This is a genomic window from Chryseobacterium sp. CP-77 (genome assembly GCF_036362765.1).
GTDB lineage: Bacteria > Bacteroidota > Bacteroidia > Flavobacteriales > Weeksellaceae > Chryseobacterium > Chryseobacterium cupriresistens.
In genome coordinates this window covers 4,721,852-4,745,188 of sequence record NZ_CP143637.1, presented here as the reverse complement: position 1 = coordinate 4,745,188, position 23,337 = coordinate 4,721,852, and the positions used below count along the sequence as shown (strand labels likewise).

The 23,337-nt window shown below is 35.5% G+C and carries 22 protein-coding genes and 1 tRNA gene; 10 read left to right on the top strand and 13 right to left on the bottom strand.

Features of this window, described 5'->3' with window-relative positions; genetic code table 11:
- Window positions 1-90 precede the first annotated feature (90 nt).
- Entirely contained in the window at window positions 91-1,281 is a 1,191-nt protein-coding gene (locus tag V0410_RS21325; RefSeq protein ID WP_330745544.1) for a vWA domain-containing protein, read from the top strand.
- Between the two features lie 141 nt (window positions 1,282-1,422).
- Here the strand turns inward: V0410_RS21325 and V0410_RS21320 are convergent, their stop codons facing one another.
- The gene (locus tag V0410_RS21320) at window positions 1,423-2,628 is read right to left on the bottom strand and encodes an NAD(P)/FAD-dependent oxidoreductase (RefSeq protein WP_330745543.1); all 1,206 of its coding nucleotides are present in this window, start codon (window positions 2,626-2,628) and stop codon (window positions 1,423-1,425) included.
- Between the two features lie 114 nt (window positions 2,629-2,742).
- Here V0410_RS21320 and V0410_RS21315 point away from each other — a divergent pair, with 114 nt between their 5' ends.
- Window positions 2,743-3,123 (top strand): STAS/SEC14 domain-containing protein, encoded by a 381-nt coding sequence (locus tag V0410_RS21315; protein WP_110010742.1) that lies wholly within the window; start codon window positions 2,743-2,745, stop codon window positions 3,121-3,123.
- Window positions 3,124-3,194: 71 nt separating this feature from the next.
- Here the strand turns inward: V0410_RS21315 and V0410_RS21310 are convergent, their stop codons facing one another.
- Complete coding sequence (locus V0410_RS21310; RefSeq protein WP_330745542.1) at window positions 3,195-4,394, bottom strand: MFS transporter; 1,200 nt, start codon at window positions 4,392-4,394, stop codon at window positions 3,195-3,197.
- A 183-nt stretch (window positions 4,395-4,577) separates the two neighbouring features.
- On the opposite strand from V0410_RS21310, the gene V0410_RS21305 reads away from it, so the two are divergent.
- Window positions 4,578-5,471 (top strand): AraC family transcriptional regulator, encoded by an 894-nt coding sequence (locus V0410_RS21305; RefSeq protein WP_202839727.1) that lies wholly within the window; start codon window positions 4,578-4,580, stop codon window positions 5,469-5,471.
- A 246-nt stretch (window positions 5,472-5,717) separates the two neighbouring features.
- On the opposite strand, the gene lipA is transcribed toward V0410_RS21305, so the two are convergent.
- A complete protein-coding gene (lipA, locus tag V0410_RS21300; RefSeq protein WP_330745541.1) occupies window positions 5,718-6,584 on the bottom strand; it encodes a lipoyl synthase in 867 nt (288 codons plus the stop codon).
- Window positions 6,585-6,700: 116 nt separating this feature from the next.
- On the opposite strand from lipA, the gene V0410_RS21295 reads away from it, so the two are divergent.
- Entirely contained in the window at window positions 6,701-7,333 is a 633-nt protein-coding gene (locus V0410_RS21295) for a hypothetical protein (RefSeq protein WP_330745540.1), read from the top strand.
- An 89-nt stretch (window positions 7,334-7,422) separates the two neighbouring features.
- Here the strand turns inward: V0410_RS21295 and V0410_RS21290 are convergent, their stop codons facing one another.
- Window positions 7,423-7,983 carry an RNA polymerase sigma factor gene (locus V0410_RS21290; protein WP_110010746.1) on the bottom strand — a complete coding sequence of 187 codons (561 nt, stop codon included), beginning with the start codon at window positions 7,981-7,983 and terminating at the stop codon, window positions 7,423-7,425.
- Between the two features lie 127 nt (window positions 7,984-8,110).
- On the opposite strand from V0410_RS21290, the gene tyrS reads away from it, so the two are divergent.
- Window positions 8,111-9,406 carry a tyrosine--tRNA ligase gene (gene tyrS / locus V0410_RS21285; protein ID WP_330745539.1) on the top strand — a complete coding sequence of 432 codons (1,296 nt, stop codon included), beginning with the start codon at window positions 8,111-8,113 and terminating at the stop codon, window positions 9,404-9,406.
- Window positions 9,407-9,477: 71 nt separating this feature from the next.
- Here tyrS and V0410_RS21280 read toward each other — a convergent pair whose 3' ends face one another.
- Window positions 9,478-9,897 carry a hypothetical protein gene (locus tag V0410_RS21280; protein WP_330745538.1) on the bottom strand — a complete coding sequence of 140 codons (420 nt, stop codon included), beginning with the start codon at window positions 9,895-9,897 and terminating at the stop codon, window positions 9,478-9,480.
- A 199-nt stretch (window positions 9,898-10,096) separates the two neighbouring features.
- On the opposite strand from V0410_RS21280, the gene V0410_RS21275 reads away from it, so the two are divergent.
- Window positions 10,097-12,067: a tetratricopeptide repeat-containing sensor histidine kinase gene (locus V0410_RS21275; protein WP_330745537.1), complete on the top strand. Its 1,971-nt coding sequence runs from the start codon at window positions 10,097-10,099 to the stop codon at window positions 12,065-12,067.
- A complete protein-coding gene (locus V0410_RS21270) occupies window positions 12,057-12,695 on the top strand; it encodes a response regulator transcription factor (protein WP_330745536.1) in 639 nt (212 codons plus the stop codon). The genes V0410_RS21275 and V0410_RS21270 overlap by 11 nt, the downstream gene beginning before the upstream one ends.
- Before the next feature lie 47 nt (window positions 12,696-12,742).
- Here V0410_RS21270 and V0410_RS21265 read toward each other — a convergent pair whose 3' ends face one another.
- The gene (locus tag V0410_RS21265; protein WP_330745535.1) at window positions 12,743-13,174 is read right to left on the bottom strand and encodes a hypothetical protein; all 432 of its coding nucleotides are present in this window, start codon (window positions 13,172-13,174) and stop codon (window positions 12,743-12,745) included.
- A 246-nt stretch (window positions 13,175-13,420) separates the two neighbouring features.
- Here V0410_RS21265 and V0410_RS21260 point away from each other — a divergent pair, with 246 nt between their 5' ends.
- The 3 genes from V0410_RS21260 (at window position 13,421) to V0410_RS21250 (ending at window position 16,030) form a co-directional block, all read left to right on the top strand.
- Window positions 13,421-14,059 carry an alpha/beta hydrolase gene (locus V0410_RS21260; RefSeq protein WP_330745534.1) on the top strand — a complete coding sequence of 213 codons (639 nt, stop codon included), beginning with the start codon at window positions 13,421-13,423 and terminating at the stop codon, window positions 14,057-14,059.
- A 120-nt stretch (window positions 14,060-14,179) separates the two neighbouring features.
- Window positions 14,180-15,499, top strand: a complete 1,320-nt coding sequence (locus V0410_RS21255) for a PDZ domain-containing protein (RefSeq protein ID WP_330745533.1) — start codon at window positions 14,180-14,182, stop codon at window positions 15,497-15,499.
- Window positions 15,500-15,502: 3 nt separating this feature from the next.
- Window positions 15,503-16,030, top strand: a complete 528-nt coding sequence (locus tag V0410_RS21250; RefSeq protein WP_330745532.1) for a hypothetical protein — start codon at window positions 15,503-15,505, stop codon at window positions 16,028-16,030.
- Here the strand turns inward: V0410_RS21250 and V0410_RS21245 are convergent.
- The 7 genes from V0410_RS21245 to V0410_RS21215 all read right to left on the bottom strand — a co-directional run bounded on the left by V0410_RS21245 (window position 16,023) and on the right by V0410_RS21215 (window position 23,333).
- A complete protein-coding gene (locus V0410_RS21245; RefSeq protein WP_330745531.1) occupies window positions 16,023-17,066 on the bottom strand; it encodes a L,D-transpeptidase in 1,044 nt (347 codons plus the stop codon). The two genes, V0410_RS21250 and V0410_RS21245, sit on opposite strands and share 8 nt — an antisense overlap.
- 446 nt (window positions 17,067-17,512) lie before the next feature.
- A tRNA-Asp gene (locus V0410_RS21240) sits at window positions 17,513-17,586 on the bottom strand.
- Window positions 17,587-17,891: 305 nt separating this feature from the next.
- Window positions 17,892-19,085: a glycosyltransferase family 4 protein gene (locus tag V0410_RS21235; protein ID WP_330745530.1), complete on the bottom strand. Its 1,194-nt coding sequence runs from the start codon at window positions 19,083-19,085 to the stop codon at window positions 17,892-17,894.
- Window positions 19,085-20,221 (bottom strand): glycosyltransferase, encoded by a 1,137-nt coding sequence (locus V0410_RS21230; protein WP_330745529.1) that lies wholly within the window; start codon window positions 20,219-20,221, stop codon window positions 19,085-19,087. Before V0410_RS21230 ends, V0410_RS21235 begins: the two co-directional genes overlap by 1 nt.
- Window positions 20,218-21,027, bottom strand: coding sequence for a hypothetical protein (locus tag V0410_RS21225; RefSeq protein WP_330745528.1), 810 nt, complete (start codon window positions 21,025-21,027; stop codon window positions 20,218-20,220). The genes V0410_RS21230 and V0410_RS21225 overlap by 4 nt, the downstream gene beginning before the upstream one ends.
- On the bottom strand, window positions 20,981-22,204 hold the full coding sequence (locus V0410_RS21220) for an O-antigen ligase family protein (protein WP_330745527.1): 1,224 nt from the start codon (window positions 22,202-22,204) through the stop codon (window positions 20,981-20,983). Before V0410_RS21220 ends, V0410_RS21225 begins: the two co-directional genes overlap by 47 nt.
- On the bottom strand, window positions 22,194-23,333 hold the full coding sequence (locus V0410_RS21215; protein ID WP_330745526.1) for a glycosyltransferase family 4 protein: 1,140 nt from the start codon (window positions 23,331-23,333) through the stop codon (window positions 22,194-22,196). The genes V0410_RS21220 and V0410_RS21215 overlap by 11 nt, the downstream gene beginning before the upstream one ends.
- Between the last annotated feature and the right edge of the window lie 4 nt (window positions 23,334-23,337).

Below are 23,337 nucleotides of genomic sequence, written 5' to 3'. Positions count from 1 at the left end.
TAAATAAAGATAATTTTACTTCAGGAATTTAAAATAATAAGGATTTAAAGATTTCCGATTACAACAAATAACCAATAAAAAAACAACAATATGACAACGTTAAAAATCTTAGCACTTGCAGCCGGTACAGCTTTGTTAAGCTCCGGAAACATTCAGGGAAACCGTTCTGCAAATAGTAATACTGACAATCATTTACCGTTACAAAAAACAACATTAATTCCGGTAACCTCAACGGTAAAAGACAATAAAATTCAGGTTGCTCTTCTCCTGGATACTTCCAATAGTATGGACGGATTGATTGATCAGGCAAAATCCAGGCTGTGGAATATTGTGAATACGCTGACTACTCTTAAGTACAACGGAAAGGCTCCCGAAATCGAAATTGCCCTTTATGAATATGGCAACGACGGAATCCGTGATGAAAATTACATCCGCCAGGTAACGCCTCTCACTCAGGATCTGGATCTTGTTTCTGAAAAGTTATTTGCCTTAAGAACCAATGGAGGCAGTGAATATTGCGGTGCAGTGATCCGTGATGCCTCTGCCAACCTTAACTGGGATGGGAATGAAAAAAGTATGAAACTGATTTATATTGCCGGTAACGAAGCATTTGATCAGGGAAAAATAAATTATAAAGAGGTTGTTTCAAAAGCAAAAGCTAAAAATATTTACACCAACACCATTTTCTGTGGAAGCCGCGAAGAGGGAATCCAGACCTTCTGGCAAAACGGAGCATCCCTGGGAGGAGGAAAATATTTCAATATCGACAGCGACAGAAAAGTGATGTATATTGAAACCCCTTACGACAAAAGAATTTCCGAATGCAATGCCAGGTTAAATGATACTTATATCTACTACGGAAATCATGGCTCAGAATACAGGCTTAAACAGATCACACAGGATAAAAATGCAGAAGCACAATCGGCATCCAACCTGGTGGAAAGAACAGTTGCCAAATCCAAAAAGAACGCTTACAAAAATGATCACTGGGATCTGGTAGATAAAGCTGAAAAAGATGCCGGATTTATTGCCTCTGTAAAAGAAAGCGAACTTCCTGCTGAATTAAAAGGAAAAAGTAAGGAAGAAATTCAAAAAACGATTGCTGCCAAATCAGCAGCACGTGATACAATTCAAAAGGAAATAGAAGAACTTTCCAAAAAACGCCAGACTTATATTGATTCCGAAATGAAAAAAAGAGGAAATGATGATTCTGACGATTTGGGAAAAGCCATTGAGAGTTCTATTGTTGAACTTGCGAAAAAGAATAGGTATAGTTTGTAGTTGAACAGGCAGTCTTTTTGTAACTGCCTGCTTTTTTAAACCACCCCGTCAAAAATTCTTTGAATTTTTGCCACCCCTCCACAGGAAGGGAATTGAGCACAACAATTGGAGTATTTGTCATGTAAGACAAAGCTTGAAAATTTACCGCCCAAATTTAAAATACCTTGACAAAGGATGCTTTTTGCCTTTCATAAACAGAGAGGCCATTTCCATTCCTGCTACCGAAAAAGTAATTCCGTTTCCTCCGAAGCCCAACACAAAATAAGAATTTTTAAATTTTTTATGCTCGCTGATATAGGGTAAACCGTCTTTTGTTTCACCAAAAGTTCCTGCCCATACAAAGTCTGTATAGAAATGGTAATCAGGTTTTATTTTCTTTAATGTTTTGATGATCTTTTGTTCTTTTTGATCTAAAATAGCATCACGCTTTTCTGCATTATAAAAATCCTCATCTTCGCCTCCTATCAAAAGCCTTCCGTCATCGGTAGTCCGCATATAGAGATAAGGAGTATCGGTATTCCATACTAATGTCCTGCTGATGTTTTTGAATTTGTCTTTATCAATTTCAGAAACGGCCGCGTAGGTACTTTTCAGGTTGACAAAGTTTTCTTTGATCAGGTTTTTACTTTCATACCCTATACAGTAGATCATTTTTTTTGCTTTGATCTGATATCCGCTGTCTGTGGTAACAAGATTAAATCCTTTATGCTCCTCCACTTTTACCATTTCAGTTTTATCAAATACCTTCAATCCTTTCTTTACATTATACATGAAAAGCTCATGAGCGAATTGAAAAGCATCAATGCTTGCACCTTGTTTTGATAAGATTCCGCCATACGTATTTTCAAAGCCGAACTGTTTCAGAACACGATCTGAAGACAGCCACTTTACTTCAAATCCGGCAGCCTTTCTCGCCTCGTATTCTTTTGTCAGCCATTCCAGATCTTTCTTTTTCGAGACATAATACAATGATTTTTTGCGTTTGAAACCTGCTTTGGATCTGATGGTTTTTGTGATTTTTTCCAGAGTATCAATAGCATCACTACACGCTTTATAGCTTAAGACCGCTCCTTTTTTCCCTATCTGATCTATCAGCTCATACAGAGGAACATCTATTTCGTACTGTAACATTGAAGTGGTGGCGGAAGTACTTCCATTGCAAAGTTCGCGTTTATCAATCAGGATGGTTTTGTACCCGTCTTTTATCATCTGATGAGCAATCAGGCTTCCCGTAATCCCACCTCCTATGACGAGAACATCACATTCTTCATTTGATTTTAACGATGGATAAGATGCTAACAATCCGTTTTTTATAAGCCAGAAAGGTTCATTTGATTTGAGATTCATATTAATATTTTACACTGAAACTAACAACATTTATACCTTTTTTAACAATTTTCCACTAAATTATGGTGTAATTATTGTTATTCTTTTAAACTGAACCACCATAAAATATTTATTATGATAACAATTATTCCAGAAGCCCCGGAGAATGTTGCGGCATTCAATGCGACGGGTGAAGTAACGAAAGAGGATTTTGAAAAACTGGTAATTCCGCGTGTAAAAGAGAAGGTAGAGCAGTTCGGTGAGCTGAATTATTTATTGTATTTGGATACCGATCTGGATAATTTTACCATGGGTGCATGGCTTGAAGATTTATTGTTGGGACTGAAAAATCTTACCAACTGGAACCGCTCAGCCATTGTTACGGATAAAGAAGGGATACGGAATTTCACCAGTGTTTTCAGTGTTCTGATGCCGGGAGAGTTCAAATCTTTCCCCAAAGAAAATTTATACAATGCCCTCTACTGGTGTAAAAACGGAGATGAGGTAGAGGCATAACATTTATTTGATAAAAAATCGCCTGTTTCTTACTGAAACAGGCGATGTTATTTTTAACGGTGACTCCTTTTTTATTTATCACATGATACGCATTTTGCAGCCATTTCTTCTTTCTCAGTTTTTGAACCATACAGATACATATATCTTACACTTATAACCAGTCCGATAAAGGTCATCCCTACTCCCACCAACGATGGATAGTTGAATGAGTACCCATATTCCAAAGGAATTCCTCCAAGGAAAGCTCCCATTGCATTGGCAATATTGAAACCGGCCTGCATAAAAGCTGCGGCCATCATTTCACTTTTCGGGGCTGCTTTCATCATCATAATATTGATAGGTGATGCAATAGACATGGATAGCGCGCCACACATAAACGTCAGTACCAAAGCAATATTTTTATATTCTGCAAGGAAGAAAACACCCCCAAGAGAAATCATCATCAGGAAGATCAGGAGTACACAGGTTTTTTCAGGACCTAATTTATCTGAAACAACTCCTCCCACAAGATTTCCAACTACCATTCCGGCTCCGGCAAGTACCATTACATAAGCCATCTGGCTGCTTTTGATCCCGGCAACAACAGTCATTAAAGGAGTAATATAGCTCAGCCATGTGAACAATCCTCCAAATCCAATGGCTGTAATAGCCAATACCAGCCACGACTGTTTATTTTTAAGGAATTTCAGTTCTTCCATGAAATGGGTATTCTGGTTGGATTCCAGATTGGGAAGCCACATTTTTAAAAATAAAATGGCAAAAAGACCAATCATTGCTACAATCGCAAAGTACAGTCTCCAATGGAAAGTATGTCCGATATAGGTTACCAGCGGCACCATTGCGAGATTGGCAACCGTAAGCCCCGTAAACATCATCGATATATAAAATGCTTCTTTTCCTTTTCCTGCCATTCTTGAAGCCACTACTGTTCCTACACCGAAAAAGGCTCCATGCGGAAGCCCCGACATAAAACGGATAACCAGCATACTGTTGTATCCCGGAGCAATAGCAGAAAGGGCATTAAATAATGTAAAAAGGATCATAAAAGCCATCAGGACTTTTTTCGGAGGGAATTTTACAGAATATCCAATCAGGATTGGAGCTCCGATAACCACGCCCATGGCATATGCTGAAATCAAATGTCCGGCTTGCGGAATCGTAATCTGTAATGTTTTGGCAATATCCGGCAGCAGTCCCATAACGGTAAATTCCGTTGTTCCTATCCCTAAACCACCAATTGCCAGTGGTATTATTCTTTTATCAATCTTCATTGTCTCTAAATCTTTTTCTGAATTAATTTCGTTCAAGTTAAAGGATCACCTGAGTATCTTTATTTTGAAAGTGCAAAAATCGCAAGAAAGTTTGAATTTCACTCCTACTTGAATGATAAAAATTTGCTCCATATTAACCTTTTTAATTAATTTTAAATTCAGAAACAATCAAATAAGAACAAAATGAAGATCCAGAAAGAAATTATTGAGTTTGAAAAAGGGAAATCCTTCAAGCTATTTTCTCCTTCTCTGAAAAACTGTTTTTTCTGGCATTATCATCCGGAAATTGAGCTGGTATATGTAGAAGCTGTGAACGGAATCCGCCACGTTGGTAAAAACATTTCCGGCTTTACAGACAGTGATCTTTTACTGATTGGTTCCAACGTTCCTCACCTTAATTTTGACTATGGTATTCAGACGGAATGCAGGCAGCTTGTATTACAGATGCGGGAAAGCTTCCTTCAGGACATTATTCTTCCTGTTCCGGAATTTGAAAATATTAAGAACCTTTTGGAACGGTCCTATCTCGGACTTTCATTTTCCGGAGAAACCAAAATTACAGTTGTTGAAAAACTACAGGCTATTAAAGATAAAAACTCTTTTGAATCCCTGGTTGGGCTGATTGAAATTCTGCAAATCCTGGCCCATTCCGCCGAAGTGAAAGAACTGAATAAGGAAGATACCCGGATCAAATGGTTTTTGAATGATAAAATCAGAATGGGAACCATCTACGATTATATCCACGAAAATTATGACAGAAAACCCAACGTAAACGAAGTGGCCCAGGTTGTCAGCTTGAGTACTCCTGCTTTCTGCCGGTATTTTAAAAAGCAGACGAACATGACTTTTACTGATTTTGTTAACAATTACAGGATCAATCAGGCTAAAATATTCCTGCTGAAAGATCAGTCTGTAACGGAAGTCTGTTTTCAGGTAGGCTTTGAAAGTCTTTCTTATTTTAATAAACTGTTTAAGCAGCATACGGGAGAAACGCCTTCTGAGTTTAAGAAGAAACATTTCAGACCGATTGAAATTAATGGGAAGATTGGAGTGATTAAGAAGGATACGACTTGTTAAGTGACTTTTGTGGTTGCGGACTAAAGTCCACTGCTGTGGATGCTTTTGTGAGTGTTTTATGAACCACCCCGTCAAAAATTCTTTGAATTTTTAACACCCCTCCAAAGGATGGGAATGATGGCGACCGTTATTGTAAAGATTGCCACATTCCTTAGCTAATGCTTAACATCTGATACCTGCAGCCTATCACCTATAATCTGCTACCTAAAAAAACAAAAAACCGCTCATTGCTGAACGGTCTGTATTTTAGTGAATATGTTTTTCTGCGTGGTAAGAACTTCTTACAAGAGGAGAACTTTCAACGTGTCTGAAACCTAAGCTTCTTGCAAAATCCCCAAACTCATCAAATTCTTCAGGTGTGATAAATTTCTTTACCGGAAGATGCTTTTTAGTCGGCTGCAGATATTGTCCAAGGGTGATGACATCTACATTGGCATTTCTGATATCTTCGATGGTCTGGAAGACCTCTTCTTTAGTTTCTCCCAATCCAAGCATTACTCCTGTTTTGGTTCTTCTTTGTCCGGCTTCTTTCAGATATCTTAATACATCAAGACTTCTTTCATATTTTGCCTGAATTCTTACTTCTCTGGTCAGACGTTTTACGGTTTCCATGTTATGAGAGATTACTTCAGGAGCAACTTCTACTAATCTGTCAAGGTGTTTTGTGATACCCTGAAAATCAGGAATCAATGTTTCCATTGTGGTTCCCGGGGAAATTCTTCTTACGGCATTCACTGTTTCTCCCCAAAGAATAGATCCCATATCTTTCAGATCATCGCGGTCTACGGAAGTAAGCACGGCATGTTTGATCTTCATTAACTTGATAGATCTTGCTACTTTTTCAGGCTCATCCCAGTTTACATCAAGGGGTTTTCCTGTTTTTACGCCACAGAATCCACAGCTTCTCGTACAGATATTTCCTAAAATCATGAAAGTAGCTGTACCTTCACCCCAACATTCTCCCATGTTCGGGCAGCTTCCGCTTTGGCAAATGGTGTTTAATTTATATTTATCAACCAAAGTTCTCAGCTCTCTGTAATTCTTTCCGGTAGGAAGTTTTACGCGGATCCATTTTGGTTTTTGAACGGTAGTGTCTTGAACTGAATTTTCCATTTCTAAAATTGAAGTTCAAAGTTAAGGATTTTTTAATGGAAACCATCAACCGGATATATTGATGAAACTGATCATTCAAAATATCATTTGTATATTTATATCCTCAAAATATTCTTATGAAAAAAATATTCTTCCTTTTATTCGCAATATACGGAACGTTTTCTCTTGCCCAAAAACAATTTCAGCCTGCAGGTTCCACGGTTATTGAAACTGTAGACGGAGATCTTGATGGTGATAAAATTCCTGAGAAAGTAATTATTTACAATACAAAGGATACGACTGATATGGGAAACATCCGTGAAATTCAGATTCTGAAAAAGGTTGGCGGAGCATGGACAATCCTTGAAAAATCCAGAAACGCTGTTATGGAAAGCAATGGCGGAGGGATGATGGGTGATCCTTATGGAGAAACGAAAATAGAAAAAGGAATTCTGATTATTTCTCAAAACGGCGGAAGCAGCTGGAAATGGGATGTTACAGACAAATACAGATTTCAGAACGGACATTTTGAACTGATAGGAACCTCCTCTACTTCCGGAAGACCGGGCGATTACTGGAAAGATATAGATTTTAACCTTTCAACAGGACAGCTGAACTATTCCAAAGAAGTAGAAAATACAGCTGAATATGGTAAATCCTTAAAGGAAACTTATATTAAAAAAGGGCTGAAAATTAATTTGCAAAACAGGAATCAGGAAAAGCAGCAGAAAATAATTCTTCCAAAAACAAAAGAAGAGGTTTATTTCTAAATAAAAGTCGTGGGATGTAAGAGATTCTTCACTCCATTTCATTTCGTTCAGAATGACAAGTCCGTTTCTATTGAATAATATTATTGAATTTAATGATCATCAAATTCATTATTCTTCAACAGTTCTGCCAGGACTTTTTTGGCCCGCATGACTCTTACTTTGGTATTGGCGACTGAAATTCCCAATTCATCAGCAATTTCTTTGATGCTTTTTTCTTCAAAAAATCTCAATCTGATAATGTCCTGATAATTGGCATCCAGGGATTCTATGGTTTTGATGATTTTCTTCTGTTCTTCTTCGGAAATAAGCAGTTCTTCCGGTGATTTTGCGTATTGGTTTTTGACCTCATCAAGATTTTCAACAGCGTCTTCGTTGTCGCGGTTTTTCTTTCTCCAGAAATCAATAACGGTATTCTGGGCAATGGTCAGTACCCAGGTTTTAAACTGAAAATGAGGATCGAACATATCCAGTTTTGACAGTACTTTTGAAAAAACATTGACAGTAATTTCATCGGCATCATTTTCATCTCTCACTTTCTTCATAACAAAGGAGAAAACATCCACCCAAAAAACATTGATGAGTTTAGTCTGGGCCTTCTGGTCTTTATCCTTGGCCTTCTGGATGAGCAGGAATAGCTGTTCGTCGTTCATTAATAACAAATATAGATTATTTGGGCTGAAAAACAAAGTATAGGAAAGCTAAAATGGTAAAAAGGCTTTCCCTTAATACTTCGGAATTTATTATCTTTGCATCTTAAAATTTTAAAGTTAAAAATCAATGAATTCCTTTATAGAAGAACTGAAATGGCGTGGTCTGTTTGCCGATATGATGCCAGGAACCGATGAACAACTGAATAAAGAGGTAACTACTGCATATATTGGTTTTGATCCTACTGCCGATTCTTTACATATCGGAAGTCTTATCCAGATAAAAATCCTGGCTCACTTCCAGCTGCATGGCCACAAGCCTATTGCTCTGGTAGGAGGCGCTACAGGAATGATCGGGGATCCATCCGGGAAATCTGCCGAAAGAAACCTTCTGGATGAGGAAACTCTTTTACATTATGTAGACTGTTTAAAGAAACAGCTTTCAAAGTTCCTTAATTTTGAAGGAAATGAGCCAAACAAAGCTGAGCTGGTGAACAACTACGACTGGATGAAGAATATTTCTTTCCTTGATTTTGCTAAAAATGTCGGAAAGAATATCACGGTCAATTATATGATGGCAAAAGATTCTGTAAAGAAAAGATTCTCAGGAGAATCCGGTGCAGACGGAATGAGCTTTACAGAATTCACATACCAGCTCATCCAGGGATATGATTTCCTTCATTTATACCAAAACAATAATGTGAAGCTTCAAATGGGAGGTTCTGACCAGTGGGGAAACATCACTACAGGAACAGAATTGATCCGTAGAAAAGCTCAGGGTGAAGCTTTTGCTTTAACAGTTCCTTTAATTACGAAAGCAGACGGTTCCAAATTCGGAAAGTCTGAAAGCGGGGAAAATTACTGGCTGGATAAAAAGAAAACTTCTCCTTACAAGTTCTACCAGTTCTGGCTGAATGCTACGGATGAGGATGCTGAAAGATTCATCAAATTCTATACTTTCTTAGGAAAAGAAGAAATTGAAGTTTTAATTGAAGAACACAAAACAGCTCCACACGAAAGAAAGCTTCAGAAGAAACTTGCAGAAGAAGTTACCGTTTGGGTACATGGAAGAGAAGAGTATGAAAAAGCATTGAAAGCTTCTGAAATTCTTTTCGGACGTTCTACTGCTGAAGATCTTGTAAGCCTTGATGAGGAAACTTTCCTGGAAGTTTTTGATGGTGTTCCTCAAAAAGAAATTGCAAAATCTGATGTTTTAGGAGTAAATATTATTGATCTTCTTTCTGAAAAATCAGGGTTCTTGAAATCTAAAAGTGAAGCACAAAGAGAGATTAAAGGAAATTCAATTTCTGTCAACAAACAAAAAGTAAATGATACTTTTACAGCCAATGAAACAGATCTTATTGATGGTAAATTTTTATTGCTTCAAAAAGGTAAGAAAAGCTACTTTATTGTAAGAGCAAACTAGTAGAAAATACATAAAAAACCGGCGCTGAGATGAATCTCAGCGCCGGTTTCATTTCCTAAATAAATTTAATATTAAAATGTATAGCTTGTAGTAGCCGACAAATACTGTCCGCTGGAAGTTCCTTCTTTCTTCAGTTCTCCGTCTACCCAGATCTGAACTTTCAAAGTTGCAGAAGCATCCGGTCCGACAGCGTTTACTCCAACAGTGGCATTGTATGCTCCCGGTTCTGATGTTACCTCAGGGCTGCTCCATGTTGTTCCGCTAAGACTTGTTGCAGTGGTAGGGTTACCATCAATTCCGTACACCGCTACTTCAATATTACTGCCTGAAGAAGCGATTGCTTTAAAGACCACTTTATGACTTTTCCCTGCTCCATTCACATTGTTGTCGTCATCATCGTTACTGCATGACGCTGTAAATCCAATAAGCATTGCTGCTAGTACGGCAACGAATGCCCCTCTTAACAGCTTATTCATACTCATTTTTTTCATAATCTTTTGTTTAAATTTTAGTTACTATATTGAATATTCTATGATCCATGATTTGATATCTGCAAAGCTAGGAGCATCACCTACGTTTATCAATCCTGAAAAACCAGTAATTTTTTCTACCTAAATTCCGGTATTTTTTATGCTAAAATTTTTAATTAAATTGAGCGTTTAAAAAAATATTTTACAGAATTGATCCATAATGAAGAGATTACTTGTCCTGTTAAGCCTGTTTTTGTCTTTAGCATTACAATCCCAGCAAATCATTCCGCTTAATGAGAAATCTTATATAGACAGCTTACAAAGTATTACAAAGGGAAATCATCCTGATACTTCAAAAGCAACGGCCTTTTTCCTATTATCCAATTATTACAGGAACAATGATTCTGTTTTGAGCAGGAAATATCTTTCCAACGGAAAATTACTGGCGCAAAGCCCTTTTATTTCTGCCAAATATTATTATTACGAAGGACAGTATAATCTGGACAGGAATAAAAAGAAAGCTGCTGTTTCTTATCAGCAGGCTATTCAGTCTTTATCAAAATTCAAAAATGAAGAATCCGATTTTCTTCAGGCTCTTGCCTGGTACAGCTACGGAGTTTCGCAAAAGGATAAAGAGGGTTATATTCCTTTGGTTAAAATCATGCTTGAAAAGAGTATCCCGCTGGTTGAAAAATATAAGAACAGCAGAAACCTGGGGTTCCTGTATACTCAGCTTGCAGTGATTCTTACTTATAATGCCCAGTTTAAAAAAGCTGAAGGTTATAATACCAAAGCCCTGGAAATTCTTGAAAAACAATATCCGAATTCTGCTGAGCTATTTTTTACCTATCTCAATTCTGCCAACAATTTCTGTTATCAGGCCAATGGAGACCAGGCTGAAAAGTATTTGAATAAAGCCGAAAAGCTTATCAGGGCATATCCTGAATCTTCATCCAATGCTTTTTATTATTACAGCAAAACCCTGCTGTATATTACCCGGCAGAAAAATGAGGAAGCTCTTCCTGTAATAGAAAAAGGAATTTTTTACACCAGAAAGTACAATCAGAATCTCCTGGCACAAATGTTTTATTTCAACAAGTTTGACATTTTAAAGAAACTTAAAAGATATAAGGAAGCTAAGACTACCCTGGAAGATGTTTTAACGGAAAAATCCCTGGCTATTGATCTTAATAACAGAAAAACTTTTTATAAGCAGCTTTCCCTGCTTAATGAAGAATTGGGAGATACTAAAGAAGCGCTCCTATGGGAACAAAGATATTCCAAACTCAACGATAGTTTGAATACAGAAAATGTAAAGCTTGAAATCAACAAACTCGAAACTAAATTCAATACCGCTGAAAAAGAAAGAAAAATAGCAACCTTAAATGCTGAAAAGAATCAAAAAGACCTGGAAGTCAACAAGAAAAATTCTTATTTATGGGGAATGGGGCTGGTTTTATTGCTAGCCTTAAGCCTTCTGATCTTCCTGTTTATTATTTTCAGAAAAAATAAAAAAATAAACGAGCAGAAGCTCAATGAAATAAAGCAAATAGAAGAATTATCATTAACCAAAGCCATTCTTGATGGCGAAGAAAGAGAAAGAGAACGTATTGCAAGGGATCTTCATGATGGCCTTGGAGGAATGCTTGCGGGTGTGAAAATCAATTTTTCTACCTGGTCTTCCAGTCATTTAAACCCTGAAAAAGATCAGGAATTTTATAAAATATTAGGTCAGTTGGACAGCTCTGTAAGTGAACTTCGTCATGTAGCGAGAAATTTAATGCCTGAATCATTGCTTAATTTTGGTTTGGAAACCGCCATACATGATTTGTGTGAATTTTACAGCAGAAAAAATCTTGAAATTGATTTTCAGGCTATTGATATTGACAAATCATTACCTTTAAATATCCAGCTTAATATTTACAGGATTGTACAGGAGTTATTGGCCAATGCTGTAAAACATGCTGAAGCCAGCAGTATTCTGCTACAATGTTCACAATCCGGCGAAAATTTTCTGATCACGATTGAAGATAACGGAAAAGGATTTGATAAAAATATAGAAAACACTACCAAAAGTATGGGGCTTCGTAATCTGAAAAACAGAGTCAATTACCTGAAAGGAAAAATGGAAATCAATTCTGATGATCAGGGAACAGTAATTAATATAGAACTCAATATCCATGGAGAATGAAAAAATAAATATTGTCATTGTAGATGATCATCCTATTGTCATTGAAGGATTAAGAATGATGCTGAAAAGCCAGCCTTTCTTTAATATAGCAGGAAGTTTTGCATCCGGGGCAGAAACACTGGGTTTTATCCGGTCGGAAATGGTAGATATTGTTCTTCTGGACATTTCGCTCCCTGATTCCAACGGTACAGATCTCTGCAGAGAAATAAAAAAAATATCACCCAATACCTCTGTCATTATGTTCAGCAACCGTTCGGAAAGAAGTATTATTATGCAGTCTATACAAAACGGAGCAAGCGGCTATCTTCTCAAAAATACGTCCATTGATGATCTTGTGATATCTATAAGAGGGGCGCTTTCCGGGGATATTGTTTTCTGCAATGAAACCAAGCAGATAATCAGCCTTCCTTCTCAGAATATCCTTCCTGTTCCGAGGCTCACTAAAAGGGAGAAACAAATTCTACAGATGGTAGCACAGGGGAAAACAAGTAATGTAATTGCTGAAGAACTTTTTTTAAGTCCTCTTACCGTAGACACCCACCGCAAGAATCTGCTGCAGAAATTTCATGCAAAGAACTCAACAGAATTGATCAGTCTGGCTGTACAGCAAGGCATGATTGAAGAATAAAAAAACCGCTTTGAAAGCGGTTTCTTTTATATAATGTTTAAAATAATTTACGGTTCCAAGAAGCTGTAATCAATAGAAGCAACTAATACACCTTTACCTTTTTTCTTAACAGTTCTTACTACTTCTCCATCGATGTATAGATTGATTGTTAATTCAGAGTTATCATCCGGCATTGATGCGTTGGCATCAAGGTTCAGCTGTGCCTGGCTGGAATTTACAAAGAATTCTCCACTTGTCCAAGGCGAAGTTACCGGAGACTGCGGAGTATTGTATATGGTGTTCTGAGTGGTACCTACCTGTGTTACAACACTTATTATTTCTCCTCCGGAAGTTGTCTTCACTTCGAATTGAACCACGTGATCCTGAAATTCATCATCATCATCTTTTTTACAAGAATTAACAACGGTGATTACAGAAAATAATAAAACGAATAAAAAAGAAAGTCTAAGTAAACTTTTTGAATTGTAAAATTGCTTCATTTCTCCAAATAGATTTTTTAATGTTTCAAATATAAGTTTTTTATTAATATAAAAATAACTTTTATGAAAATTTTCCAATAAAGATTTCCAAATAATATCAAATCAATAAAAAATAAAAAATTACAGAAAAGTTCAAAAATATACTTCAGATAATTAATCATTGCACATACATCATCATGCAGCAGAAGTTCATTGTATGAATAATAAAAGTTAAGATTCTGTATGTAATTTAATTATCTTTGCTGTATGAATTTAGATTACCTAGTAAGAGAGCCGGAAAATATTACTTCCCAAACTCCCATTCTTTTTATGCTTCATGGCTATGGCAGCAATGAGCAGGATCTTTTCAGTTTTAGAGAAACGCTTCCCAATGACTGGATCATTGTAAGTTTCAGAGCTCCTCGTGATACTCAGTTTGAAGGATACTCATGGTATGACATCAATTTTAATGATCCCGAAAATTTTATCGATGTCCCACAGGCCAATGAATCTTTACATGCAGTTCTGGAAAGCATGTTAAAGATTATTAACCACTATGGACTTACGGAAAGCAAAGCTCACCTGTGCGGCTTCAGCCAGGGAGGAATACTGTGCTACGCTCTGGCTTTAAAACATCCTGAACTTTTCAATCGTGTTGCCTGTATGAGCAGTTATCCTGAAGAAAAAATTCTTGACGGTATTGTAAAAGATAAAAAGAAACTGGAAGGACTTCGTTTCTTCATTTCTCATGGTACGGATGATGCTGTGATCCCGCTTGAGTGGGGAAGAAAAGCCGCAGATCTGCTTTATGATCTCAGCTGTTACTTTACGTTCAGAGAGTATATGAGCGGACATGGCGTCAATCAGAAAAATTATATGGATTTGATGGACTTTTTTTCAAAATAAACAAAGACTGTTTTGAAATAAATTCAACAAAAAAACCTACATTATTGTAGTTTATATAAACATTCCAGCTTTTGGAATGTTTTTTTATTATCATATAGATAAATTCAGTAAATTCAGTAAATGAAATTTAGATTGTTTTTACTGGGATTATTGCTTAGCATTTTTGTAAGTGCCCAGAATACTTTTGAACTGATCAATACTAAAAAAGCGGTTATCCCATTTAAGTTTATCAACAATCTTATCTTTATCCCTGTCAATGTTAATGGTGCTGAGCTTACCTTTCTGCTGGATACCGGAGTTTCGGAAACCATACTTTTTAGCCTGGAAAATAAGGAGGTCAAACTCAGCAATGTTGAAAAAGTAAAGTTCTCAGGTCTTGGAGGAAGTTTAAGTATTGATGGCCTGAAATCGGAACGCAATATTGGCAAAATAGGAGATGCAATTATCAATACCTCTATGTCTCTTTACATTATTATTGATGAAGAATTTAATATTTCGCCTCATGTAGGAATTCCTGTAAATGGAGTGATCGGGTATCATTTTTTTAAAGATCATCCTATTTATATAGATTATTCATCAAAGAAAATAACCATTTATGAAAATACGGCCCTCCTGGAAAAGAAAATCAGACGGTTTGAAGAGTTTCCCATTACTATTGAAAAGAATAAGCCTTATCTGCATGCCGATGTAGAAATGACCAATGAAAAGAAAGATTCAAAATTACTGATTGACCTTGGAAACAGTGATGCGATCTGGCTCTTCCCTACTCTTATTAAAAATTTCGTTTACAACAGGCCTAATATTGATGATTTCCTTGGCCGCGGTTTCAATGGAGACATCTACGGCAAAAGAAGCAGAATTCATAATTTTTATCTCGGAGATTTTAAATTTGAAAAGCCACTTACTGCTATGCCGGATGAATTTTCTATACAGCATGTTAATTTGGTAGAAAACAGAAAAGGTTCCATAGGCAGCGAGATTATGCGTAGATTTACCGTAGTTTTTGATTATCCCAATCAAAAGTTATATCTTAAGAAGAACAGAAACTTTGACGATCCTTTTCATTTTAATATGAGCGGACTGGATTTCAGACAAGACGGATTGGAATGGCATCAGGACAAGATAAATATTGAGACCCAAAAATCTGCTACGGCAGTAAATGAAGTTTATAAGGATGCTTTTCAATATAAATTCAGTCTGAAACCTATATTCTCCATTGCAGGCGTAAGAAAAGACTCTCCAGCCTATGAAGCAGGCCTTAAAAAAGATGACAAAGTTCTGAGCATTAACGGAGAACGCACTGCAGACATGACTCTCGAAAAGATCATGGAACTTATGAAGTCCAGCGAAGGCAGAAATATTACCATGATCATTCAGAGGAAAAATGAAGAACTTACATTCCGCTTCATGCTTGAAGACCCAATTCCTTATCAAGAATAAAATATGAATACTGAAGAAAGCACCTTAGACAGAATCAGAACCAGACCCAGATTTAAAATGTTTACTCATCTTACCAAAGAAGAGTATGCTGAAAACCTGAAAAAATATATGGAAGAGCATAAAGATGAGTTTTCAGGAAATATCAACAAGGAGGTTGCTACCATCTGGGTGAAAACAGAAAATGATAATTACTGGAAGCCCTGCCTCGCCTTAAGGGTGGAAATGGAAGATGAGCATACGGCAATACGCGGAGTATTTGGCCCAAGCTCTGCAGTGTGGACATTCTTTATGTTTTTGTACTTCTCTTTTTCTATTTTGTGGATGACATTCTTCACCATGTATTACGTGGAGAAACAGATAAAAAGCGCCGAATACCCCTGGGCACTGAGCGCTTCTTTTGTCATGTTATTGTTTATTCTTCTTACGTATATTGCTGCAAGATTCGGGCAACATAAGGGTAAGGAGGAAATGATTAAACTCAGAAAATTTGCTGAAGAATCTACTTTGCAATTTGAAAAGAAAATTAATTAGATAAAGGTTCTGCAGGCTTTTCATTCTGAACAGGTGCAGCTGCTGCTTTTGCTGCTTTGATAGAATCCACCACTTTTTCTCTGTTGCTTTGTTCTTTAAGCATTTTTGGAACGTCCGGCTCTAGAAGCTTCGTCAATTCTTCAACGGAAATATTGTTGGAATTAGGATCATCCAAAAGATTTCTCCATGGTTTTCTTCCTCCCCATTTGTAATCTCCGAATACCATTACCGCTGTACCTTTGGCTTTTGTTGTGGCACCGCCGGGATTCAGAATCCAGGTATCTGCATAAGAATACAGCCATTGGGCATCCTTCCTCAGCAGTCGGAGACATGAGTGAGAAGCAGGATATCCCGGAAGGGTATATTCATGCCACCCAATTCCTCCGATATTGTGAATATTAAAGTTATAAGGAAGTTTCCATTCAGTACTTACCGTAGAAATAGCGAGTTTCTTTTTCCAGTTGGCAAAAGTAAGCCCTCTTGTGGTCTGGGCTGCTTTTTTACCCATACTTGTCGGGCCCCATTTTACAAGACTTCCATTGGAATACACCGCAAAAGCCTGTATAGGATATGAGAAGATGACAAACTTTTTCACTCCGCTTAATACATCCAGCTGCATTGGAAACGGTGAATATGCCATCAATGTTGTATCTATTTTTGCAGGAACAACCAAAGTATCGGCATTCCATTTACTTTTAGAATCCAGCCTGTTTAAAGCTAAAATAGCAGTTCTCTCCTCTACACTGTATTTCTTGCTGAATTCTGCATACACAGAATCACGCATTTTTTTATCCTTAGGAAGAACAAAGGCATTATAGAAACCATTCTCCTGCATCACAGGCGGAACAGATTCTTTTTTCACTACAGGAACAGAATCTTTCTTTATGGAATCCTTTTCCACCTCCGAAGGTTCCGAAGAAGAAACAGTATCTTTAAAAGTATCGCTTATCTTTTCTATTTCCTTTTTACAGGAAACCAGGAAAAAAGCGCATAAACAGACATAAAGAAAGGATTTTTTCACAGATATGTTTTTCATAAATAAATCGGCCATTTAGTTTGGCTACCCAGTACAAATATCAGACCTAAATTTGAACAATAAAAGACATTCTTAAAAATACCGTAAAAAAACGGAGGTTTAAGGATTGCAAATGAGGAGTTATAGTTAGCTCATTTTTATAAAGTTAGCGTTCCAGACAGGTATTCCGGGATTTTCACAAAAAAATTATTTTCTTATTTGTTCTTTTGTAAAAATAGTTTCTACCAAGGTCAGTTTATATAAAAAAATCAGTATAAATCTTACAATTCACAAAAAAGCAATCAGCAACAGTATGTAAAACTGAACTTTATTCACTTTTCTATTCCCGAATTTCCATACGAGAATTCTGTCAATGATAAATTATCAGTTTTACAGGAATCAAATTGAATAGTAAATTGAATGTGGGAAAAATAAAAAAGTCTTCCATTTCTAGAAGACTTTTTCTGCGATCCGGACGGGACTCGAACCCGCGACCTCCGCCGTGACAGGGCGGCATTCTAACCAGCTGAACTACCGGATCAATTAAGGTAGCATTTGCTTTTAACTGGTGCAAATATATACCTTTTTTTAGCTTTTCCAAAGAAACGTGTTCCTTTTCTACCAAAGATTTTGTTAAGATGCAGATTGTCAAATACAAAAAATAAGGCATCTAACTATTTTAAAAGCTTTTCTTTTAAAAGATTATCTTTCAAATTCATGTAAGTTTTCTCTTTACGGAAACAATCAACTGTTTTTTTAACTATTCATCCGGTATCTAAAACTCACTATTCCCTTGTTATTATGATAGCAGAAAAATGATTGTACCAATACCTACTTACACGTCTCCTAAGCATTATCTACTTCTTCGATAACTTCAACAAACTTTTTACACAAAATAGACTTGTCATAAACTGTTTCAGCCAATTTTCTTGCATTTTGTCCCATACTCCTTACCACCTCAGGGTTGTCTTTCAAATAGAGTACTTTTTCTACAAGTTCTCCCGGATGGTTGGGGTTTACATAATATCCGCAATGGTATTTTTCGGCTATATCTTTCGTCCATCCGGCAGAGTTTACAATAATCGGTTTTCCTGCAGACAACGAATCGAAAAGTTTGTTTGGAGAGTTGGTATACAAAATCGGAATATCCAAAAAGGAAATCATAGAAACATCTGAAAAATTGACAATCTCAGATACGTCTGTCATAGGGAACTTTCCGAGAAATTTCACATTTTTAAGGTTGTTTTTCTCTACTTCATCTACCAAATCCTGTTCGGTAGAACCACCTCCTACAAACAAAAATTCTATATCTTCTCTATCTTTTAATAATTTGGCAGACTCAATAATTGAATGAGCTCCATTTGCCAATCCCAGAGATCCAAAATGAACTATTTTGAAGGAATCTTTTTTTAACCCGAGGTTTACCATCAATTGATCATTTTTCCCCCTAGGCCAGAATTCGTCCATTTTAGCCATATTAGGAATCATTGATGTTTTTTCTTTTGGAATATATTTTACGACTCCATCCTGCATACCGGGAGAAAGAGCAATAACGCGGGAAGCGTTTTTATAAATCGTTTTTTCCAGCAGACGAGTTGTTTTTATTGTCCAGCTGTTTTTTATGGCTCCCATTTGTATAGGCACCTCCGGCCAGAGATCCCTTACTTCAAAAACAAAAGGTTTCTTTTTAAACCACTTTAATAAAAGTGCCGGAATACCTATTGTAAGAGGAGTAGATGTAGCAATCACCAAATCGATATCTTTCTGTTTCCATCCTACCACAGAGGATTTGTACATAAATTTCAAGAAAGCCTTTAATCTTCTGGAAACACTCATATTCTGGTCGTAGTCTTCTTTTATATAAACGACTTCAATACCATCAATGTTTACCACTTTAATATCCTCTGAAAATTTCGACGATGAGGTGAGCATAGTAACTTTATGCCCGTTTTTAATAAGTTCTTGCGCCAGCCAATACGATCTTGTTCCTCCTGGCTCCTGAGGAGTTACGAAATATTGGTGGATGTATAATATGTTCATTATTTTTTTTCTGTATATAATTGTTGGTATACTTCAGCTATTCTCTTCCAGTCATGATTTTCTAACAATTGCTCCATATCAAAACTATAATGATCTCGTTTTTGGATTAAACGTTCAAGCGCCCGTTCGATCGAAGCAACAGAAGTGTCTTCCACTTTTTCCCCGATAGAATCATCATAAAAACCGTCGATCCCTTCATTTTGCGTGTACATTACCGGTAAGCCTTGGAGGAGGGCTTCTATATAGACCAGGCCAAAGGTTTCTGCTTTAGAAGGCATAGTAAAAAAGTCGCTTCGTTCGTAATAGGATTTTAAAACAGGCAGACTGTCTACTTTTCCTACAAACTCAAAGGAAGGGTCGTTTTTAATAGAATCCAGGATTCTCTTCTCGTCATTTCCTCCTCCTCCAATCAGTGTTAATTTTATCTTATTCTGAATTTTGCGATTATGATTCTTAACAGCATTAATAAGGTTAAAAACATTTTTTCCCTTGTTAAATTTCCCTATATAAAGTAACTGAATGCTTTTTTTTTCATCCACAGCAGTTTTCTTCTTCACAACCTTTGATTCTATCCAGTAAGGATCTACACCATTTGGGACCACTGTGAGTTTTTGCTGTACATTCTCCAGGATATGAGACAGTCGGGAATCTTCAAGCATTCTTTTTTTATAGACTGCCGAAATGGTTATGATCTTATTCGCATTCTGAAGAATTTTTTTTCCGTAGCCTCTTTCGTGCAGGAAATATTTCAAAAAAACATTCAGATCAGTATTACGCACTGCTACTATGTAGGGAATATTATATTTTTTATGAAGTTCATAGGCCGCTCCACCATCGCTGTACCATGTGTGAGCATGAATAAATTTGACAGTCTTGAGATCTATTTTTGCTTCAATGTCCTGTACTATTTTTTTAATTTTTCTCTTATACAAAACCCGATCTGCATATTTTGATAAGATGTGGCTGTAGATAATCTGAGAGCGGTTATTTTTAAAATTTATTTTGTTTTTCCCTATTCTGGAAGCCTCACGAAATGGATTATACACAATCTGCTCCACCCCATTATTATCCAGCTCCCTCACTAAATTTTTATAGACTGTAGATCCTGAGTAATCGTTTGTAATGTGAAGTATCATTTATCTAAAATTTTTAATGTACTATTCAGCTTCTGATTAATATTAATTGTTTCTTTCGAGGGTTCCCAATAAATAATACCGCTCACTTTCTTTCCTTTGTAGCTATAATCTTTTATCAGTTTTAAATAAGTATCATATAAATTTTCATTAACTACACTACCACCAGAAATTTTATTATAAGGATGAACTTTATACCAAATAAATGGTAATACAGGTTTTTGAACTTTTTCTGCCATTTGAAAGTTCAGATCTAAATTATTTGTGATATAGTTTTTAAAATAACCATCATCCTTTTCGAAATTAGAATACATTAGATATAATGAAGGTGCCAGATAATCTACACTTTTTAGTAATGGCTTTAATTTTTCAAAATCATTAAATTTCTTTTGAAAATCATAGTTGAAGTTAAACGGAACACCATATAATACAACCTTTGCATTAGGTCTCATTTTTTTTACCAGATTTACCATATCTACCAGTTTCTTTATATTAGAAGCGTAATTGACATCAAATCTGCTTTTCTGCTTGACATCCTGATAAACCTTATTTTCAATATCCAGTACTATTAAATCGGTACTTTGTTTATTAGGTATGATAGTATTAATACCCTGAGTTAAGGCATTAAGGTCAATGATATTTTTTTTATTACCATCAATATAATGCTGGCCAAAAAAATAATAATTTTTTATACAATTTTTACATTGTATATTATACCTTTTACTTTGTGTATAAACATAAAATTCTTGTCCATTAAACCAACTAGGCATTAAGCACAGGAGTACGATGAGCATTAAAATATTTTTCATATCTGAAAGTAATAATTGTTAAAATCAATAAATACCATAGCAAATTGTTGGAATAAATATTGTTTGAAAACATACTGAAAATAAAAAACTGGCAAAAGATCATCGGAATCCAACCTGTCGAATGATCATTTTGTATAACATACTTTCCTTTTATAAAAAGGGTTCTTATAAATAGTATTACAAGTATCATTCCGATAAAAAAACCTGTTGCCATAAAAGCTTCGACAAAAAGGTTATGAGGATAAGATCCTATATATGGTTTTGTTTGTATTAAAAAATTTTTTCCAAAAAAAGGATTATCAATAAATTCTCTTAAAGCGACCTTGACTAATTTTTCACGCTCATTATCCTTTTCAAAAGTTGAAACCAATCTGTCTAAGAAATTACTCTTAAAAAGACTTCCAAACAATTCCATGATCTGAAAAAAGAAAACGGAAATAAAAATGGCTGGTATACTCAAGTAAAAAACTCCTTTTGTTCCTTTTTTAATAACAAAATAAAATACAGTCGACAAAATCAAAGCTATAAATGGACTTCTACTTGCTGATACGAAGATAATCAGCGCACCCAAAATTATACCGGCTATATATAGAATAGAAAAAATTCCTTTTTTCTCATTTGCTAGCTTATAAATTGATAATAATGCCAACATAGTACCATATTGTCCATATACGAGGACACCTATTTCAAGATCTCCAACATCTCTTCCGGTAACATTACTATTATTTCTTGATAATAATGATACAAAGAGTAAAGCGTATATGGTATAGTAAATTATGTTGAGTATTCCCTTAAAGTTTAATTTCTTAAAGTCTAATATCATAAAAGCGAAACAAGGTATTAAAACAACTCCAAATGCAAACTGTACATATTCTGAGTAAGTTTTATTGGAAGTAAGTCTAATAGGCTCAAAATAAATATCTTTCAATAGAAATAGGGAATAGATTCCCCAAAAAATTAAGAATAGGGTGTAAAAGCTAAAAATTTTAAAATTAAACTTTTTGGAAAAAATATTACTACTGATAATGATAAGGCTAAAAGCCAGCACAAGTACACGATAGATTATATTAATACCCTGTCCTTGTATTTTTAAAATAGAAGGTAGGAAGCTGGATATTAAAAAACCAGCTAAACAAAAGATTACATAAAAATTATAAAACTTTTTTTTAATTTGCATTATGCACTTTATTAATAAAATTTATCCAATTTATTCTCCATTTTTGTTCATTGAAAGAATACTCTACCGTTTCTTTTGCTTTTTCAGAAATTCTTTTTAAAATATCAGGATTTTCAATCAAAAAACTTATTTTTTCAATAAAAGCTTTGCTATCAGGATTCATAATATATCCATTATAATCGTCTAGAATAATATTGGTCATTCCCCCAACATTTGAAACAATAGGTACAGCTCCCGCCGCCATTCCTTCTAATAATGAGAATGAAGTCCCTTCACTTCCATAAGTCGGCACTAAAGTAATATGATGTTGTAAATTGAACTGCTCGGATTCTCCTATACCATATTTAGTAATGTTGACATTTGAAAAAGAACCAATTTCTTTTATTAATTCATTTTTTAATGGTCCTTCTCCACATATTGTAAATTCTACATTATCATATTTTGCTGTAATATTTTTCACTATATCTATCAAAATATGCACACCTCTCATCATTTCGAACCTTCTTGCAAAAAGAATTTTAATTTTATCACCAGAAATCTGATTGATGCTGATTTCTTTAGAAGTGGTAGCATAATTAGGTATCACTACCGTATTTTCTGAGTAATTTCGAGGTAAAATTGTTCTTATCCAGTTTGTAAAATTATAATCTACACATACAACGTTTTTACAAATAAGAAAGTCTTTTGCATTTTTGTAACATTGTAAGAGTTTATAGAATATACCTACTATGTTCTTTTTAAAAAATCCGGGAAAGGCATTATATGAAATATAATCAAATGAAATTCCATGTTGGATAGAAATCGTTTTTGAATATTCTTTTAACTTAAATGCGATCTTATCTGTACCAAAAACAATTATATCATTAACTGAAATTTTATCGTTAACCTGGTTAAAAACATCTTTCGTTTGTTTTTTTAATGATTCTTTCAGATTGTTTTTCTTACCTATAATAGTTATTCCTTTATATTCTGACACAAAGTTTTCGTCTGCACCCTGGTAAATTACTACCTCGTATCCTGCATTTTTTAAAGCTGTACCTAGACCTATTAAATAATTCTGAATACCTCCAACCGTAATCTGCTTACCCAAACGATCCATTACCGCTAAATAAAAAATATGTATTTTCATCTGA